General features: G+C 66.7%; 15 protein-coding genes. 11 read left to right on the forward strand and 4 right to left on the reverse strand.

The window, feature by feature from the left end; genetic code table 11:
- The first annotated feature begins 22 nt into the window (after positions 1 to 22).
- Genes ABFA30_RS18060 through ABFA30_RS18070 form a run of 3 tightly spaced genes read left to right on the forward strand, consistent with a single transcriptional unit; the run spans position 23 to position 2,518 of the window.
- Positions 23 to 1,300, forward strand: a complete 1,278-nt coding sequence (locus ABFA30_RS18060; RefSeq protein WP_225787308.1) for a flavohemoglobin expression-modulating QEGLA motif protein — start codon at positions 23 to 25, stop codon at positions 1,298 to 1,300.
- Complete coding sequence (locus tag ABFA30_RS18065) at positions 1,272 to 2,195, forward strand: alpha/beta hydrolase (protein ID WP_225787307.1); 924 nt, start codon at positions 1,272 to 1,274, stop codon at positions 2,193 to 2,195. The genes ABFA30_RS18060 and ABFA30_RS18065 overlap by 29 nt, the downstream gene beginning before the upstream one ends.
- Complete coding sequence (locus ABFA30_RS18070) at positions 2,192 to 2,518, forward strand: hypothetical protein (protein WP_225787306.1); 327 nt, start codon at positions 2,192 to 2,194, stop codon at positions 2,516 to 2,518. The genes ABFA30_RS18065 and ABFA30_RS18070 overlap by 4 nt, the downstream gene beginning before the upstream one ends.
- 133 nt (positions 2,519 to 2,651) lie before the next feature.
- Here ABFA30_RS18070 and ABFA30_RS18075 read toward each other — a convergent pair whose 3' ends face one another.
- The 3 genes from ABFA30_RS18075 to ABFA30_RS18085 all read right to left on the reverse strand — a co-directional run bounded on the left by ABFA30_RS18075 (position 2,652) and on the right by ABFA30_RS18085 (position 4,515).
- Positions 2,652 to 3,440 carry an OmpA family protein gene (locus ABFA30_RS18075; protein ID WP_225787305.1) on the reverse strand — a complete coding sequence of 263 codons (789 nt, stop codon included), beginning with the start codon at positions 3,438 to 3,440 and terminating at the stop codon, positions 2,652 to 2,654.
- A gap of 50 nt (positions 3,441 to 3,490) precedes the next feature.
- Positions 3,491 to 3,904 carry a DUF4398 domain-containing protein gene (locus ABFA30_RS18080; RefSeq protein ID WP_225787304.1) on the reverse strand — a complete coding sequence of 138 codons (414 nt, stop codon included), beginning with the start codon at positions 3,902 to 3,904 and terminating at the stop codon, positions 3,491 to 3,493.
- 263 nt (positions 3,905 to 4,167) lie between these two features.
- Positions 4,168 to 4,515 (reverse strand): pilin assembly protein, encoded by a 348-nt coding sequence (locus ABFA30_RS18085; RefSeq protein ID WP_225787303.1) that lies wholly within the window; start codon positions 4,513 to 4,515, stop codon positions 4,168 to 4,170.
- A 229-nt stretch (positions 4,516 to 4,744) separates the two neighbouring features.
- Between ABFA30_RS18085 and ppc the strand changes: the two genes are divergently transcribed.
- The 7 genes from ppc (at position 4,745) to ABFA30_RS18120 (ending at position 11,890) form a co-directional block, all read left to right on the forward strand.
- A complete protein-coding gene (ppc, locus tag ABFA30_RS18090) occupies positions 4,745 to 7,372 on the forward strand; it encodes a phosphoenolpyruvate carboxylase (protein WP_225787302.1) in 2,628 nt (875 codons plus the stop codon).
- A 257-nt stretch (positions 7,373 to 7,629) separates the two neighbouring features.
- A complete protein-coding gene (gene adk, locus ABFA30_RS18095; RefSeq protein WP_253079928.1) occupies positions 7,630 to 8,280 on the forward strand; it encodes an adenylate kinase in 651 nt (216 codons plus the stop codon).
- 87 nt (positions 8,281 to 8,367) lie between these two features.
- Positions 8,368 to 9,042 carry a tRNA (adenosine(37)-N6)-threonylcarbamoyltransferase complex dimerization subunit type 1 TsaB gene (gene tsaB, locus ABFA30_RS18100; protein WP_253079927.1) on the forward strand — a complete coding sequence of 225 codons (675 nt, stop codon included), beginning with the start codon at positions 8,368 to 8,370 and terminating at the stop codon, positions 9,040 to 9,042.
- A gap of 130 nt (positions 9,043 to 9,172) precedes the next feature.
- The gene (locus ABFA30_RS18105) at positions 9,173 to 9,460 is read left to right on the forward strand and encodes a hypothetical protein (protein WP_410045768.1); all 288 of its coding nucleotides are present in this window, start codon (positions 9,173 to 9,175) and stop codon (positions 9,458 to 9,460) included.
- A gap of 3 nt (positions 9,461 to 9,463) precedes the next feature.
- Complete coding sequence (locus ABFA30_RS18110; protein WP_410045769.1) at positions 9,464 to 10,333, forward strand: DUF72 domain-containing protein; 870 nt, start codon at positions 9,464 to 9,466, stop codon at positions 10,331 to 10,333.
- A gap of 30 nt (positions 10,334 to 10,363) precedes the next feature.
- Complete coding sequence (locus ABFA30_RS18115; protein WP_253090621.1) at positions 10,364 to 11,194, forward strand: oxaloacetate decarboxylase; 831 nt, start codon at positions 10,364 to 10,366, stop codon at positions 11,192 to 11,194.
- Positions 11,195 to 11,200: 6 nt separating this feature from the next.
- Complete coding sequence (locus ABFA30_RS18120) at positions 11,201 to 11,890, forward strand: extensin family protein (RefSeq protein WP_253090620.1); 690 nt, start codon at positions 11,201 to 11,203, stop codon at positions 11,888 to 11,890.
- Positions 11,891 to 11,892: 2 nt separating this feature from the next.
- On the opposite strand, the gene ABFA30_RS18125 is transcribed toward ABFA30_RS18120, so the two are convergent.
- The gene (locus tag ABFA30_RS18125) at positions 11,893 to 12,513 is read right to left on the reverse strand and encodes an energy transducer TonB (protein ID WP_225787295.1); all 621 of its coding nucleotides are present in this window, start codon (positions 12,511 to 12,513) and stop codon (positions 11,893 to 11,895) included.
- 94 nt (positions 12,514 to 12,607) lie between these two features.
- Here ABFA30_RS18125 and ABFA30_RS18130 point away from each other — a divergent pair, with 94 nt between their 5' ends.
- On the forward strand, positions 12,608 to 13,390 hold the full coding sequence (locus ABFA30_RS18130; RefSeq protein WP_225787294.1) for a class I SAM-dependent methyltransferase: 783 nt from the start codon (positions 12,608 to 12,610) through the stop codon (positions 13,388 to 13,390).
- Positions 13,391 to 13,523 lie beyond the last annotated feature (133 nt).

The raw sequence follows: 13,523 nt of genomic DNA on the forward strand, positions 1-13,523 counted from the left end.
GATCCGAGCAAGGAGTCCCGGGGTGGACGAGTACCAGCAGACCATACGCACGCTGTCCGATCGCATCGTCGCGGCGCAGACCCCCATCCGCGTACTCGATGCGGTGAAATGGGACGACAACATCCGCCAGGGCTTCCTCAAGGCCAAGGGCAAGGAGCCGCCGGCGGTGGACCGTGCCTACTACCAGGGGCGGCCCCTGTCGTTCGACTCCGCCGCGGTGAAGTCGGAATTCCAGAGCATCGAGCGTGACATCACCCGCCAGCTCGGCCAGTTCAATCCGGTCGGCCAGATCATGCGGCGGATGTGCAAGGAGTACCGCATGGTGGTGCGCATGCTCGAGGCGCGCGGCACCGAAGACTTCGGCCTGATCTCCCAGGAGCTGTATGGCGCGGCCTCCGATGCCTTCCATGCCGGCGACCCGACGCTCGCCGACCTGGGCCTGATGCTCTCGGACTACCTCAACAACATCGACGGCCGCGGCGACCTCAAGGACGAGCCGAAGAACCTGACCGCCAAGGAAGCCGTGGAGATCCTCCAGCGACGGCTGAACAAGGTGTTCGGCGAGGCCGAAGAGACCATCCGCGTGTTCGAGTCCGACGGCATCGTCGCCGATGCCGCGGCCGGTGCCGACTACATCAAGGTGCGCGCCGACGCCCTGTTCAACAATCGCGACGTGCGCGCCCTGGAGGTGCACGAGGGGTTGGTGCACGTGGGCACCACCCTCAACGGCCTCAACCAGCCGATCTGCACCTTCCTGGCCAAGGGGCCGCCCTCCTCGACCGTGACCCAGGAGGGCCTGGCCATCCTCATGGAGGTGATCGCCTTCGCCTCCTACCCCAGCCGCCTGCGCAAGCTGACCAACCGCACCCGGGCCATCCACATGGTCGAGGAAGGCGCGGACTTCCTGCAGGTCTACGAGTTCTTCCGTGGCCAGGGCTTCGAGATGGCGCAGAGCTACAGCAACGCGAGCCGGGTGTTCCGTGGCTCGGTGCCCGATGGCCTGCCGTTCACCAAGGACTTGTCCTACCTCAAGGGCTTCATCATGGTTTACAACTACATTCAGTTGGCCGTGAAGAAGGGCAAGCTGGAGCAGATCCCCCTGTTGTTCTGCGGCAAGACCACCCTGGAAGACATGCGTACCCTGCGCCAGCTGGTCGAGGAAGGCCTGGTGGAGCCGCCCAAGTACCTGCCGGAGCAGTTCCGCGACCTCAATGCGCTGTCGGCCTGGATGTGCTTCTCCAACTTCCTCAACCACCTGAGCCTGGACCGTATTGAAGCCGACTACGCGAACATTCTCTGACGCCTGCCGCGGCCTGTGCCTGGGGCTGCTGTTGCTCGGCGTGGGCGGCTGCAGCAGCCTGCTGTTCTACCCGGAACCGGGCCAGCCGTTCACCCCCGAGAAGGCGCGCCTGGCCTTTCGCGAGGTGTCGCTGGTCACCGCCGACGGCGTGCGCCTGCACGGCTGGTGGCTACCGGCCAAGGCGGGGGTCGAGGTGAAGGGCACGGTGCTGCACCTGCACGGCAATGGCGGCAACCTGGCCTGGCACCTGGGTGGCAGCTACTGGTTGCCGGAACAGGGCTACCAGGTGCTGATGATCGATTACCGCGGCTATGGCCTGTCCCAGGGCAAGGCGCGCCTGCCGGATGTCTACCAGGACATCGCCGCAGCCCTGGACTGGCTCGACAAGGCGCCCGAGGTCGAGGGCAAGCCGCTGGTGCTGCTGGGCCAGAGCCTGGGCGGGGCCATGGCCATCCATTACCTGGCTGCCCACCCCGAACAACGCCAGCGTTTCAGTGCGCTGGTGTTCGACGGTGTGCCGGCCAGCTACCGCGAGGTGGGGCGCTTCGCCCTGGGGACGTCCTGGCTGACCTGGCCGTTGCAGGTGCCGTTGTCCTGGCTGGTTCCGGACGGTGACAGTGCGATCCGCTCGATCGAGCGCCTGGACAGCCCGCCCAAGCTGTTCTTCCACAGCATCGACGACAACCTGGTGCCCATGGACAACGCCATCCGCCTGTACCAGCACGCCCCCCCGCCACGGGTGTTGCAACTGACCCGAGGTGGCCACGTACAGACCTTCGCCGACCCGACGTGGCGCCAGGTGATGCTGCGTTTTCTTGACGATCCGAGCCATTTCAACGGCCTTCGGCGCTTGGCCGAAGTCCCCAACTACCCTGACGAGAAGAACGCGCAATGAGTGAAGAACGCAACGCCATCCCGCTGATCCTGACCGCCGTCGGCAGCATCATCGTGACGGTCGGGACCCTCTGGTACTACGGCTACGTGCATTTCGCCAAGCCCGAGGATGCCCTGTTGCTGCAGGACTACACCATGCTCAAGACCATCCCCGGCGAGGACTACAAGGTCTCCCTCGCCCCCGCTCCCCAGGTCGCCCAGTGCATCGACGGCGTGCTGGTGCTGTTCGACACCCAACAGAAGGGCCTGACCGGCGTGCTGGTGGACAACCGCAAGCGGGCGATCCGCTGCATGGGGCAGGAGACGCCGCAGCAGGTGCAGTGATCGAGGTATCCCAGGCCGCTTCGCCCCCACAGGCCCCCGGCAATGCCCACGAAGCATGTGTCATGCAGTGGGTGCGGCCTTGTGTCGCGAAAGGGCCGCAACGCGGCCCCACGCTTTCGAGGCGCTACAAGCTTCAGCGCACGTGGCTCACCGAACGCGGCTGCACCGGTTGGTTGTCGTTGGAGATGGTCACCTCCACCCGACGGTTCTGGGCACGGCCGGAGTTGGTGGTGTTATCGGCCACCGGGTATTCCTTGCCATAACCCTGGGCGACGATGCGTGCCGGATCGACCCCGGCGCGTACCAGCGCCATGCGCACACTGTTGGCACGGCGCTCGGACAGGCCCTGGTTGTAGCTGGCCGAGCCGACGCTGTCGGTGTAACCCTCGACGATCACCTTGCGCTCAGGGTTTTCCTGGAGGAACTGGGCGAGCTTGGTGATGTTGGGGAAGGCGCTGCTCTTGAGTTCGGACTTGTTGAAGTCGAACAGCACGTCGCCGAAGGTCACCAAGGTCCCGCGATCGGTCTGCTTGGCGTTGAGGCTCTCCTGCAGCTTGCGGATCTGCGCGTCGCGGGCGTCCAGGCGGGCCTGGGCGCGATGGGCAGAGGCATTCTTCAGTTCGTTCTCGGCCGAACGCAGGGCGATGGTCTGCTTGGCCACTTCGACGCGCTGGTTGGTCAGGTAGGCCAGTTGGTCGACCTTCTTCTCGTCCTCGCGGTCCAGGTAGGCCTTGTCGGCCTTGTTCAGCCAGTCCTGGGCGTCCTTGGTCTCGAGGGCCGCCAGCTTGCTGGCCTGCGGATCGCTCTGCAGCGCGGAGAAGTTGGTGCGGGCCGACTCAAGGTTCGGGTTCGGGTCATGGGAGCAGGCAGCCAGGCCTACGCTCAGGGCCAGCAGGGCGGGAATCATGACGTAGTTGCGCATAGTGTTCATCCTTTGATCGTTAGCGAAGGCTCAAGGTGGCGGGACAACGCTCATTCAGCGCTGCGCAGGCCTTCCTCACGCAAGTCCTGGACACCCTGGCGGGCATCCTGCAGGGCCTTCTCGGCCTTGGCGGCCTGCGCCTTGCGTTCGGCGACGCGGGCGTCCCACTCGGCCTGTTCGGCCAGGCGCCTGGCTTCGTCGTACTTCTTGTCGTGCATGGCGATCTCGGCCTGCTTGAACTTGTCCTGGGCCGCCTTCATTTCCACCGCTGCGAACTCGGTGCCACCGGCACTGACGGCGGAATTCACCGCGGACTGGGTGACGGCATACTGCTCGGTGGGCGGGTTGCCCGCGCAGCCGGCCAGCAGCAGGCTGCTACCCAGCGCCAGCGCAGCCAGCCTGAGCCCGCGCAGGTGAGTGGGTGAAGGTTTCAACGTGCGGGTCTTCATGGTGGTCAGCTCCATTGGATCACTCCTGATAACGACGATGTCCGTAGCACTCCATCGCTCTTTCCCTGTCATCCGCGAGCACTCAGCCGAACTGTGCACAACGCCAGGTGTGCAGGGTTTTAGCGTGATGGCTATTGGCTGTGACTGAGGCGTTTTTCGAATAGTTCAGAAAAAATCACCCAAAACGGGTGACTTTTTCTGACTGACAAGTCAGTGTTTTTTCCGGGAACTTCCAGGCCGCGCGGCGGTATCCAGGGCGCCTGGCGCGCCGCTGGAACTCAGCCCTGGTTGTCTTCGCCCGCCTTGCCCAGCGCGGCTTGCAGGTGACGCCGGGACAGGGCCAGGAAGCGTGGCGTGGGGCCGATGTCTTCGTACAACGGGTCGCCTTCTTCATCCGTGGCGATCACCTGTTGGCCCTTGACGTAGGGGAAGCTGGCCTCCAATTCCTCGAGCGCCGCGGCGACCAGTTCGCCGAGCAGCTCCTCGGTGCTGCGCTTGGGGTACATCTCGGTCAGCGCGGCCAGGCGCGCCTCGGATTCCAGGTCCAGATGCAGGACGTGCCCGGTGGGGCTCAGCCGGCCCGTGGCATCTTGTTCCCAGCGCTGGACGAGTTCGCGGATTTTCATGATGACCTCTGCACGCAACCTGAAATGAGGCATCGCCTGGGATGCCCTGCATTCACTTTAGTCGCTGAGCGCAAGCTTCGAGCGGCAAGCGAATCATGCACGGGCCGCTTTTACTTGCAGCTTGCCGCTTGTCCCCATCGCCCGGCTTGCCAGGCCGGCCCCGCTGTAGGCACTCTTGGGCAAGAGTTCCTGGGCGATGCGCGGGCCGACCGCGCCGGAGAGAGGGCCGATGACCGATATCGATGCACGCTTGCGAGAGGATGTCCACCTGTTGGGAGAGCTGCTCGGCGAAACCATTCGCCAGCAGCATGGCGATGCCTTCCTGCAGAAGATCGAGGACATCCGCCACAGTGCCAAGGCCGACCGCCAAGGCGGGGCCGAACAGTTGAGTTCGACCCTCGCCGACCTTGCCGACGACGACCTGCTGCCGGTGGCGCGGGCCTTCAACCAGTTCCTCAATCTGGCCAATATCGCCGAGCAGTACCAGTTGATCCGGCGCCGCGACGCTGGGCGCCCCGAGCCCTTCGAGGCACGCGTGCTACCTGAGCTGCTGGCGCGCCTGAAGCAGGCCGGGCACGGCGACGAGGCCCTGGCCAGGCAACTGGGCAAGCTGGACATCCAGCTGGTGCTCACCGCCCACCCCACCGAGGTGGCACGCCGGACCCTCATCCAGAAATACGACGCCATCGCCGGCCAACTGGCGGCCCAGGATCATCGCGACCTGACGCCCGCCGAGCGCGGCCAGGTGCGTGAGCGCCTGCGCCGGCTGATCGCCGAGGCCTGGCACACCGAAGAGATCCGGCGCAGCCGGCCGACCCCGGTGGACGAGGCCAAGTGGGGCTTCGCGGTGATCGAGCATTCGCTCTGGCAGGCCATTCCCAACCACCTGCGCAAGGTCGACAAGGCCCTGTTCGAGGCCACCGGCCTGCACCTGCCGCTGGAGGCCGCGCCAGTCCGCTTCGCCTCGTGGATGGGCGGCGACCGCGACGGTAACCCCAACGTGACTGCTGCGGTGACCCGCGAGGTCCTGCTGCTGGCCCGCTGGATGGCGGCCGACCTGTTCCTGCGCGACATCGACTACCTGGCCGCGGAATTGTCCATGCAGCAGGCCAGCGAGGCCCTGCGTGCGCAAGTGGGCGACAGCGCCGAGCCCTACCGCACCCTGCTCAAGCGACTGCGCGAACGCCTGCGGGCTACCCGCGCCTGGGCCCAGGCTTCGCTGGGCGCCAGCCAGCCGGTCACCACCGAGGTGCTGGTGGACAACCGCGAGCTGATCGCCCCGCTCGAGCTGTGCTACCAGTCGCTGCACGCCTGCGGCATGGGCGTGATCGCCGATGGCCCGTTGCTCGACAGCCTGCGCCGGGCGGTGACCTTCGGCCTGTTCCTGGTGCGCCTGGACGTGCGCCAGGACGCTGCCCGCCACCGTGACGCGCTGTCCGAGATCACCGACTACCTGGGGCTGGGGCGCTACGCCGAGTGGGACGAGGAGCAGCGCATCGAGTTCCTCCAGGCCGAACTGAAGAACCGCCGTCCCCTGCTGCCGGCGCACTTCCAGCCCCAGGCCGAAACCGCCGAGGTGCTCGCCACCTGTCGCGAGATCGCCGCCGCACCGGCGGCGTCGCTGGGCTCCTACGTGATTTCCATGGCGGGTTCGGCCTCGGACGTGCTGGCGGTGCAGCTACTGCTCAAGGAAGCCGGCCTGACCCGGCCGATGCGCGTGGTACCGCTGTTCGAGACCCTCGCCGACCTGGACAACGCCGGCCCGGTGATGGCGCGCCTGCTCGGCCTGCCGGGCTACCGGGCCAGCCTGCGTGGCCCGCAGGAGGTGATGATCGGCTACTCCGACTCGGCCAAGGATGCCGGCACCACGGCAGCGGCCTGGGCCCAATACCGGGCGCAGGAGGAGCTGGTGCGCATCTGCCGCGAGCACCAGGTCGAACTGCTGCTGTTCCATGGCCGTGGCGGCACCGTCGGCCGTGGCGGCGGCCCGGCCCACGCCGCGATCCTGTCGCAGCCGCCGGGCTCGGTGGCCGGGCGTTTCCGCACCACCGAGCAGGGCGAGATGATCCGCTTCAAGTTCGGCCTGCCGGGCATCGCCGAGCAGAACCTCAACCTGTACCTGGCCGCGGTGCTCGAGGCCACCCTGTTGCCGCCTCCTCCACCGCAACCCGCCTGGCGCGAACTGATGGACCAACTCGCCGCCGATGGCGTCAAGGCCTACCGTGGCGTGGTGCGCGAGAACCCGGACTTCGTCGAGTATTTCCGTCAGTCCACGCCAGAACAGGAATTGGGCCGCCTGCCCCTGGGCAGCCGCCCGGCCAAGCGCCGCGCCGGTGGTATCGAGAGCCTGCGCGCCATCCCCTGGATCTTCGGCTGGACCCAGACGCGCCTGATGCTACCGGCCTGGCTGGGCTGGGAGACCGCCTTGAACAACGCGCTGGCACGTGGCCAGGGCACGCTGCTGGAGCAGATGCGCGAACAGTGGCCGTTCTTCCGTACGCGCATCGACATGCTGGAGATGGTCCTGGCCAAGGCCGACGCCGAGATCGCCAAGGCCTACGACGAACGTCTGGTGCAACCGCAGCTGCGTCCGTTGGGGGTGCATCTACGCGACCTATTGTCGCAGTCGTGCCAGGTCGTGCTGGGGCTGACCGGGCAGCCGGTGCTACTGGCGCACAGCCCCGAGACCCTGAAGTTCATCAGCCTGCGCAACACCTACCTGGACCCGCTGCACCTGCTCCAGGCCGAGTTGCTGGCGCGTTCGCGCAGCCGCGAAGCCGCTCTGGACAGCCCGTTGGAGCAAGCCTTGCTGGTCACCGTGGCGGGGATCGCCGCTGGCCTGCGCAACACCGGTTGAAGTGTCGCAAGCAGGGTCGCGCCCGGGGGGCATAGGCCCTTCGAGCGAGGGAGGCGAAGCCGGTTGCGCCGGGCGCAACCCGCTCGCCCCCAGGGGGCAAGTGGCGATTTCCTGCCACCTGGCGGCGCTTGTCTGCTTGCCGGGCGCTGTGTATCTTGAGCAGCCTTTTGACCGATTTTCGGTCTCACCCGATTTTTCGGAGTTGGCCCTGAGCGCCGAATCCGTTGATTCACATAGAAAAATATGAGGAGCACAAGATGCGCGTAATTCTGCTGGGAGCTCCCGGGGCCGGTAAAGGTACTCAGGCAAAGTTCATCACCGAGAAGTTCGGTATTCCACAGATCTCCACCGGTGACATGCTGCGTGCCGCCGTCAAGGCCGGCACCCCGCTGGGCCTGGAGCTCAAGAAAGTCATGGATGCCGGCCAACTGGTCTCCGACGAGCTGATCATCAGCCTGGTCAAGGAACGCATCGCCCAGCCCGACTGCGCCAAGGGCTTCTTGTTCGACGGTTTCCCACGCACCATTCCGCAGGCTGAAGCCATGGTCGCCGCCGGTGTCGAGATCGACGCCGTGGTCGAAATCGCCGTCGACGACGAAGAGATCGTCGGGCGCATGGCCGGCCGTCGCGTGCACCTGGCCTCGGGCCGTACCTACCACATCCAGTACAACCCGCCCAAAGTGGAAGGCAAGGACGACGTCACTGGCGAAGACCTGATCCAGCGCGACGACGACAAGGAAGAGACCGTACGTCATCGCCTGTCGGTCTACCACAGCCAGACCAAGCCGCTGGTGGACTTCTACCAGAAGCTGTCGGCCGCCAACGGCGGCAAGCCGAAGTACAGCCACATCGAAGGCGTCGGCTCGGTCGAAGCCATCACCGACAAGGTGCTGGCAGCCCTGAGCTGATTCGCCTCGCAACTTCACGACGGCCCGCTTGCGGGCCGTTGTCGTTTATACTGCCGCTCTTTCACCTCTCGCCTGGAATACCGTTCGATGACCACCTTGCTGGCCCTGGATACCGCCACCGAAGCCTGTTCCGTCGCCCTGCTGCATGACGGCAAGGTGACCAGCCACTACGAGGTGATCCCACGGCTGCATGCGCAGAAGCTGCTGCCGATGATCAAGCAGTTGCTGGCCGATTCCGGCGTGGCCCTCAACGCCCTGGACGCCATCGCCTTCGGCCGTGGCCCAGGCGCGTTCACCGGCGTGCGCATCGCCATCGGCGTGGTCCAGGGCCTGGCGTTCGCCCTCGAGCGTCCAGTGTTGCCGGTGTCCAACCTGGCCGCGCTGGCCCAGGGCGCCCTGCGCGAGCGGGGCGCACAGCAGGTGGCCGCAGCCATCGATGCGCGCATGGACGAGGTGTATTGGGGCTGCTACCAGGCCTGCGACGGCGAGATGCGCCTGGTCGGCCAGGAGGCGGTACTGGCGCCGGAGCGGGCGGCGTTGCCGCAAGGCGCCAGCGGCCAGTGGTTCGGCGCCGGGAGCGGCTGGGGCTACGCCGAACGGCTGGGCGCCGCGGTGAATGCCAGCGACGCCAGCCTGCTGCCCAATGCCCTGGACATCCTCGGCCTGGCCGGTTTTGCCTGGGCCCGTGGCGAGGCGATCAGCGCCGAGCAGGCGCAGCCGGTCTACCTGCGCGATAATGTAGCCACGCCCAAGGCGCGTTGAGCGCTGTTCGTCGGCTATCGCCGATGACGATAAAACCTTTTGCGCGAACTGTGGTCCAGTTATCAATCGGGCATTAGCGACGGATCTCTGATGCTGCTAAATTGCCATCACTGACCCTGAGTGCCCATTCATGCGTATCGACGGCTTCTCCTCGCAGTCCTACCCGATCCGGCGCCCGCCGCGCCAGGCCCCTGTGCGCGACGAGTCGATCGAGGACGCCGAGCTGCTCGACGAAGCCGAAGCCTCCCAGCCGAACCGCGTCAATCGCCGCCCGGGCGGCCTGCCGGCGCGCCAGCAGGACATGATCTTCCCGCGTGCCCGTGACCGGCGCTCCGCCACCGCCGTGGCCAGTTACCTGGCCACGGCCGGCTTCACCGACTGGGAGATGGAAGTAGAGGGGCTGGACCTGTACATTTGAGGCATGAATCCATCGCCTCTGCCTTATTTCCTCGGTTGTCCCTCCTGGAGCGAAAACGCCTGGCGCGACTACCTCTACCCCGCCGATGCCCGTCCCACCGAATACCTCGGCCTGTACAGCCAGGTCTTCAATGCCGTCGAAGGCAACACCACCTTCTATGCCCGCCCTGCCCCTGCCACGGTGCAACGCTGGGCCCAGGTCATGCCGGCACACTTTCGCTTCACCGCCAAGTTTCCGGGTGATGTCAGCCATGCGGGGGACCTGGGCGAACAGCTGGAGTCGGCGATCGACTTCACCCGCCTGCTGGCACCGCTGGGCGAGCGCGTTTCACCCTACTGGCTGCAGTTACCGGCGCTGTTCGGCCCATCGCGCCTCGCCGAACTGACCCACTTTCTCGACCGGATCGGCAAGCCGATGGCCGTCGAAGTGCGCCATGGCGCCTTCTTCGCCCGTGGCGAGGAGGAGCGCCAGCTCAATCGCCTGCTGCACGAACGGAGTGTGGAGCGCATCTGCCTGGATCCGCGTGCGCTGTTCAGCTGCGCCTCGCGCGAGCCGGGCGTGTTGCATGCGCAAGCCAAGAAACCACGGGTACCGCCGCGCCCTGCGGCGTTCAGCCAGTCTCCCCAAGTGCGCTTCATCGGCCATCCGGAGCTGGAGGCCAACGAAAGCTTCCTTACCCCCTGGGTGGAAAAAGTCGCTGCCTGGATCGAGGAAGGGCGCAGCCCCTACGTGTTCCTGCACACCGCCGACAACCGCCTGGCCGCCGCCCTCGCCCAGCGTTTTCACCAGCGCCTGATGGCGCGCCTGCCTGGCCTTGCCCCGCTGCCGGAATTGCCGCGCGCTCCAGAGGTCGAACAACTGGGGCTACTCTGACGACTCCTTCATCTGCCGGAGGTTATGACCATGGATGTGCAAACCCTGCGAGCCGAAGCCTTCAAGGCACTGCACGAACGTGAAGGCACCTTCGTCATTCCCAACCCATGGGACGCAGGCTCTGCGCGGCTGCTGGCCAGCCTGGGCTTCGAAGCACTCGCCACCACCAGCGCGGGCCTGGCGTTCAGCCTGGGGCGACCGGATGCGGAAGGCGCCCTGACCCTGGACGAAACCCTGGAGAACGCCAGGGCGATCGTCGACGCCACTGCGCTGCCAGTGGCCGCCGACCTGGAAAATGGCTTCGGCGACCTGCCGCAGGACTGCGCCCTGGCCATCGCCCGTGCTGCCGAGGCCGGCCTGGTGGGCGGCTCGATCGAAGATGCCACGGGGCGCAGCGATACGCCGATCTACGACTTCGCCCTGGCGGTCGAGCGGGTACGCGCCGCAGTGCAGGCCGCGCGCGAGCTCCCCTTCCCCTTCACCCTCTGTGCCCGTGCCGAGAACCTGCTGCATGGGTGCCTGGACCTGGACGACACCATCCGGCGCCTGCAGGCCTATGCCGAGGCAGGCGCTGACGTGCTGTATGCACCGGGGCTGCGCAGCGTCGACGAGATCCGGGCGGTGGTCCAGGCGGTGGCGCCAAAGCCGGTGAACGTACTGATGGGCATGCCCGGGGTGCCACTGGGCGTGAACCAGTTGCAGGACCTGGGCGTGCGGCGTGTCAGCGTCGGTTCGTCGCTGGCTCGGGCGGCATTGGGGGCATTGCGGCAGGCGGCAATGGAGATTCGCGACCAGGGCACCTTCGGCTATGGCGAGCAGGCGCTGCCGTTCGCCCAGCTCAACGACCTGTTCCGCCGCTGAGGCCGCATGCGCGCAGCGCCGGTACTGCTGGGCGGCCTGCTGTTGGCAGCGGGCCTGGCCTGGTACCTCGGCTGGCGGCCGCCTGCGGCATGGAACCCTTGGGCAGCGCTGGACGTGCGCCAGCCGCCGAACCTGCTGACGCCCTACAAGCTATCGCGCCTGCGCGACGATCCCGGCTTGTGCCGCCAGGTGCTGGCGACCTCTGCCCTGCGCTATCGCCCACAGGCGGACAGCCCGGCGACGGCCTCCTGTCCGTTGCAAAATGTCTTGCGCATCGAAGGCGGCCAGGCGCGGCTGAGCAGTAGTTTCCTGGCCTCCTGCCCGTTGGCGGTGGCTTATGCGCTGTTCGAGACCCATGGCTTGCAACCTGCGGCGCAACGGGTGTTCGGCCAACCCGTGGTGCAGGTGGATCACCTGGGCAGCTTCGCCTGTCGCAACGTCTATCACCGCCAGCAGGGGCGCCTGAGCCAGCATGCCACGGCCGATGCTCTGGACATCAGCGGCTTTCGCCTGGGCGATGGCCAGCGCATCGTGCTGGCGCGCGACTGGCAGGGGGACGGGCAGAAGGCAGCGTTTCTACGCCAGGTGCGGGACGCTGCCTGCGACAGCTTCAACACGGTGCTGGGGCCCGACTACAACGCCGCGCACCATAACCATTTTCACCTGGACATGGGGTTCTGGCAGGTCTGCCGCTGAACTCAGGCGTGCAGGCGGACGTTGTTCAGCACCACCGGGCGCGCCCAGTGGGTGTCGAACGCCAGGTCGTTCTGCTGCTGGGCCAGGGTGGTTTCGTCGTAGGGTTCCGGGGCCTTGTCCAGCAGTTCCATCTCGAATTCGGCGATGGGCAGGAACAGCGGGCGTGGCGACGGCGCCGGCCCAGGCTCTGGGAGGGGATGGCCCTGGCTCATGACTACCGGGCGCAGCCAGCTGTTGTTCAGGTCGAGCTGACGCTGCTGCTCGATCAGCTCGGCGGTGCTGAAGGGCTCGGGGGCCTTTTCCAGCAGTTGCGGTTCGAATTCGGCCTTGGGCAGGAACAGCGGCTCGGGCGGCTTGACCTCCCTGTCCTGCACGTCGCATGCGCGCTGGAGGCGGATCTGCGCCAGGGCCTGCACGCCACCGATCGGCTCACCGCTTCGCTCGTCGTACTGCTCCAGGGCCTGGCGGGCGGGGTCTGCCTCCTGCCCTTGCTGCTCGGCCAGGGCGCGGGCGAAAAAATCCTGCCACAGGTGGCTGACGCCCCCGAGTGCCTGGGTGTTCTGCCGACCGTAGTTGCCGACGGGCGACAGATAGGTCAAGCCGATGGGAAGGGTTTCTGACATGGCAGTCGCGCGCGTTGTGCTCTGGCAGAATAGCGAGTACTGCGTATATCGGCCGTGGCCGGGGTTTCATTAATTTTTTCGGATGCGGGTACGGATGGTAGAGCAAGAGCAAGGCACAGGTATCAGGGTCGAGGCGTTGTCGGCTGAATTCCAGGCGCAGGCCGTGGCATGGGCCGAGCGCCTGGGCCTGCCGCTTGCGGACGATACGGCGGGTTTCGCCGTGCAGGTCGGTGCCAATGGCCTGCAGATCCAGCAACTGGGGCCGCAGGCGCCGGGGCCGGTGCGGGTGGACTTCGTCGAGGGCCAGGCAGCCCACCGGCGCCTCTATGGCGGTGGCAACGGGCAAATGATCGCCAAGGCCGTGGGCATCGCCCAGGGCATACGGCCGCAGGTGCTGGATGCCACGGCGGGGCTGGGCAAGGATGCGTTCGTCCTGGCCAGCCTCGGTTGCCAGATGACCCTGATCGAACGCCAGCCGCTGATCGCCGCGTTGCTCGAGGATGGCCTGGCACGGGCCCGGGACGACGAGGACGTGGCGGCGATCGTCGGGCGCATGCGCCTGCTCACGGGCAACGCCATCGAGCGCATGCGTGGCTGGGAGGGCGAGCCACCCCAGGTCATCTACCTCGACCCGATGTTCCCGCATCGGGACAAGAGCGCCCTGGTGAAGAAGGAAATGCGCGTGTTTCGGCCGCTGGTCGGCGATGACCTGGATGCGCCGGCGTTGCTCGAGGCAGCGCTGGCGTTGGCTTCGCACCGGGTGGTGGTCAAGCGGCCGCGCAAGGCCCCCATTATCGAGGGGCCCAAGCCTAGCCATAGCCTGGAGGGGAAATCGAGCCGGTATGACATCTACCCGAAGAAGGCGCTCAAGGCCTGATCGGGCTGGGCTTGGGGCTGCCTTGCAGCCCATCGCCGGCAAGCCCACCACACGGTTCTCTACATGGCACCCCATGTGTGAGCACCAGTGCCCCTGTGGCCGGCTTGCCGGCGATGGGGCGCGAAGCGGCCCC

The sequence above is a fragment of the Pseudomonas sp. HLMP genome, assembly GCF_046365545.1.
Taxonomy (GTDB): Bacteria; Pseudomonadota; Gammaproteobacteria; order Pseudomonadales; family Pseudomonadaceae; genus Aquipseudomonas; species Aquipseudomonas guariconensis_B.

Coding starts and splice junctions, on each gene's coding strand:
- ABFA30_RS18070 (WP_225787306.1), top strand. CDS start 2,192: ATGAGTGAAGAACGCAACGCCATCCCGCTGATCCTGACCGCCGTCGGC.
- ABFA30_RS18075 (WP_225787305.1), bottom strand. CDS start 3,440: ATGCGCAACTACGTCATGATTCCCGCCCTGCTGGCCCTGAGCGTAGGC.
- ABFA30_RS18080 (WP_225787304.1), bottom strand. CDS start 3,904: ATGGAGCTGACCACCATGAAGACCCGCACGTTGAAACCTTCACCCACT.
- ABFA30_RS18085 (WP_225787303.1), bottom strand. CDS start 4,515: ATGAAAATCCGCGAACTCGTCCAGCGCTGGGAACAAGATGCCACGGGC.
- ppc (WP_225787302.1), top strand. CDS start 4,745: ATGACCGATATCGATGCACGCTTGCGAGAGGATGTCCACCTGTTGGGA.
- adk (WP_253079928.1), top strand. CDS start 7,630: ATGCGCGTAATTCTGCTGGGAGCTCCCGGGGCCGGTAAAGGTACTCAG.
- tsaB (WP_253079927.1), top strand. CDS start 8,368: ATGACCACCTTGCTGGCCCTGGATACCGCCACCGAAGCCTGTTCCGTC.
- ABFA30_RS18105 (WP_410045768.1), top strand. CDS start 9,173: ATGCGTATCGACGGCTTCTCCTCGCAGTCCTACCCGATCCGGCGCCCG.
- ABFA30_RS18110 (WP_410045769.1), top strand. CDS start 9,464: ATGAATCCATCGCCTCTGCCTTATTTCCTCGGTTGTCCCTCCTGGAGC.
- ABFA30_RS18115 (WP_253090621.1), top strand. CDS start 10,364: ATGGATGTGCAAACCCTGCGAGCCGAAGCCTTCAAGGCACTGCACGAA.
- ABFA30_RS18120 (WP_253090620.1), top strand. CDS start 11,201: ATGCGCGCAGCGCCGGTACTGCTGGGCGGCCTGCTGTTGGCAGCGGGC.
- ABFA30_RS18125 (WP_225787295.1), bottom strand. CDS start 12,513: ATGTCAGAAACCCTTCCCATCGGCTTGACCTATCTGTCGCCCGTCGGC.
- ABFA30_RS18130 (WP_225787294.1), top strand. CDS start 12,608: ATGGTAGAGCAAGAGCAAGGCACAGGTATCAGGGTCGAGGCGTTGTCG.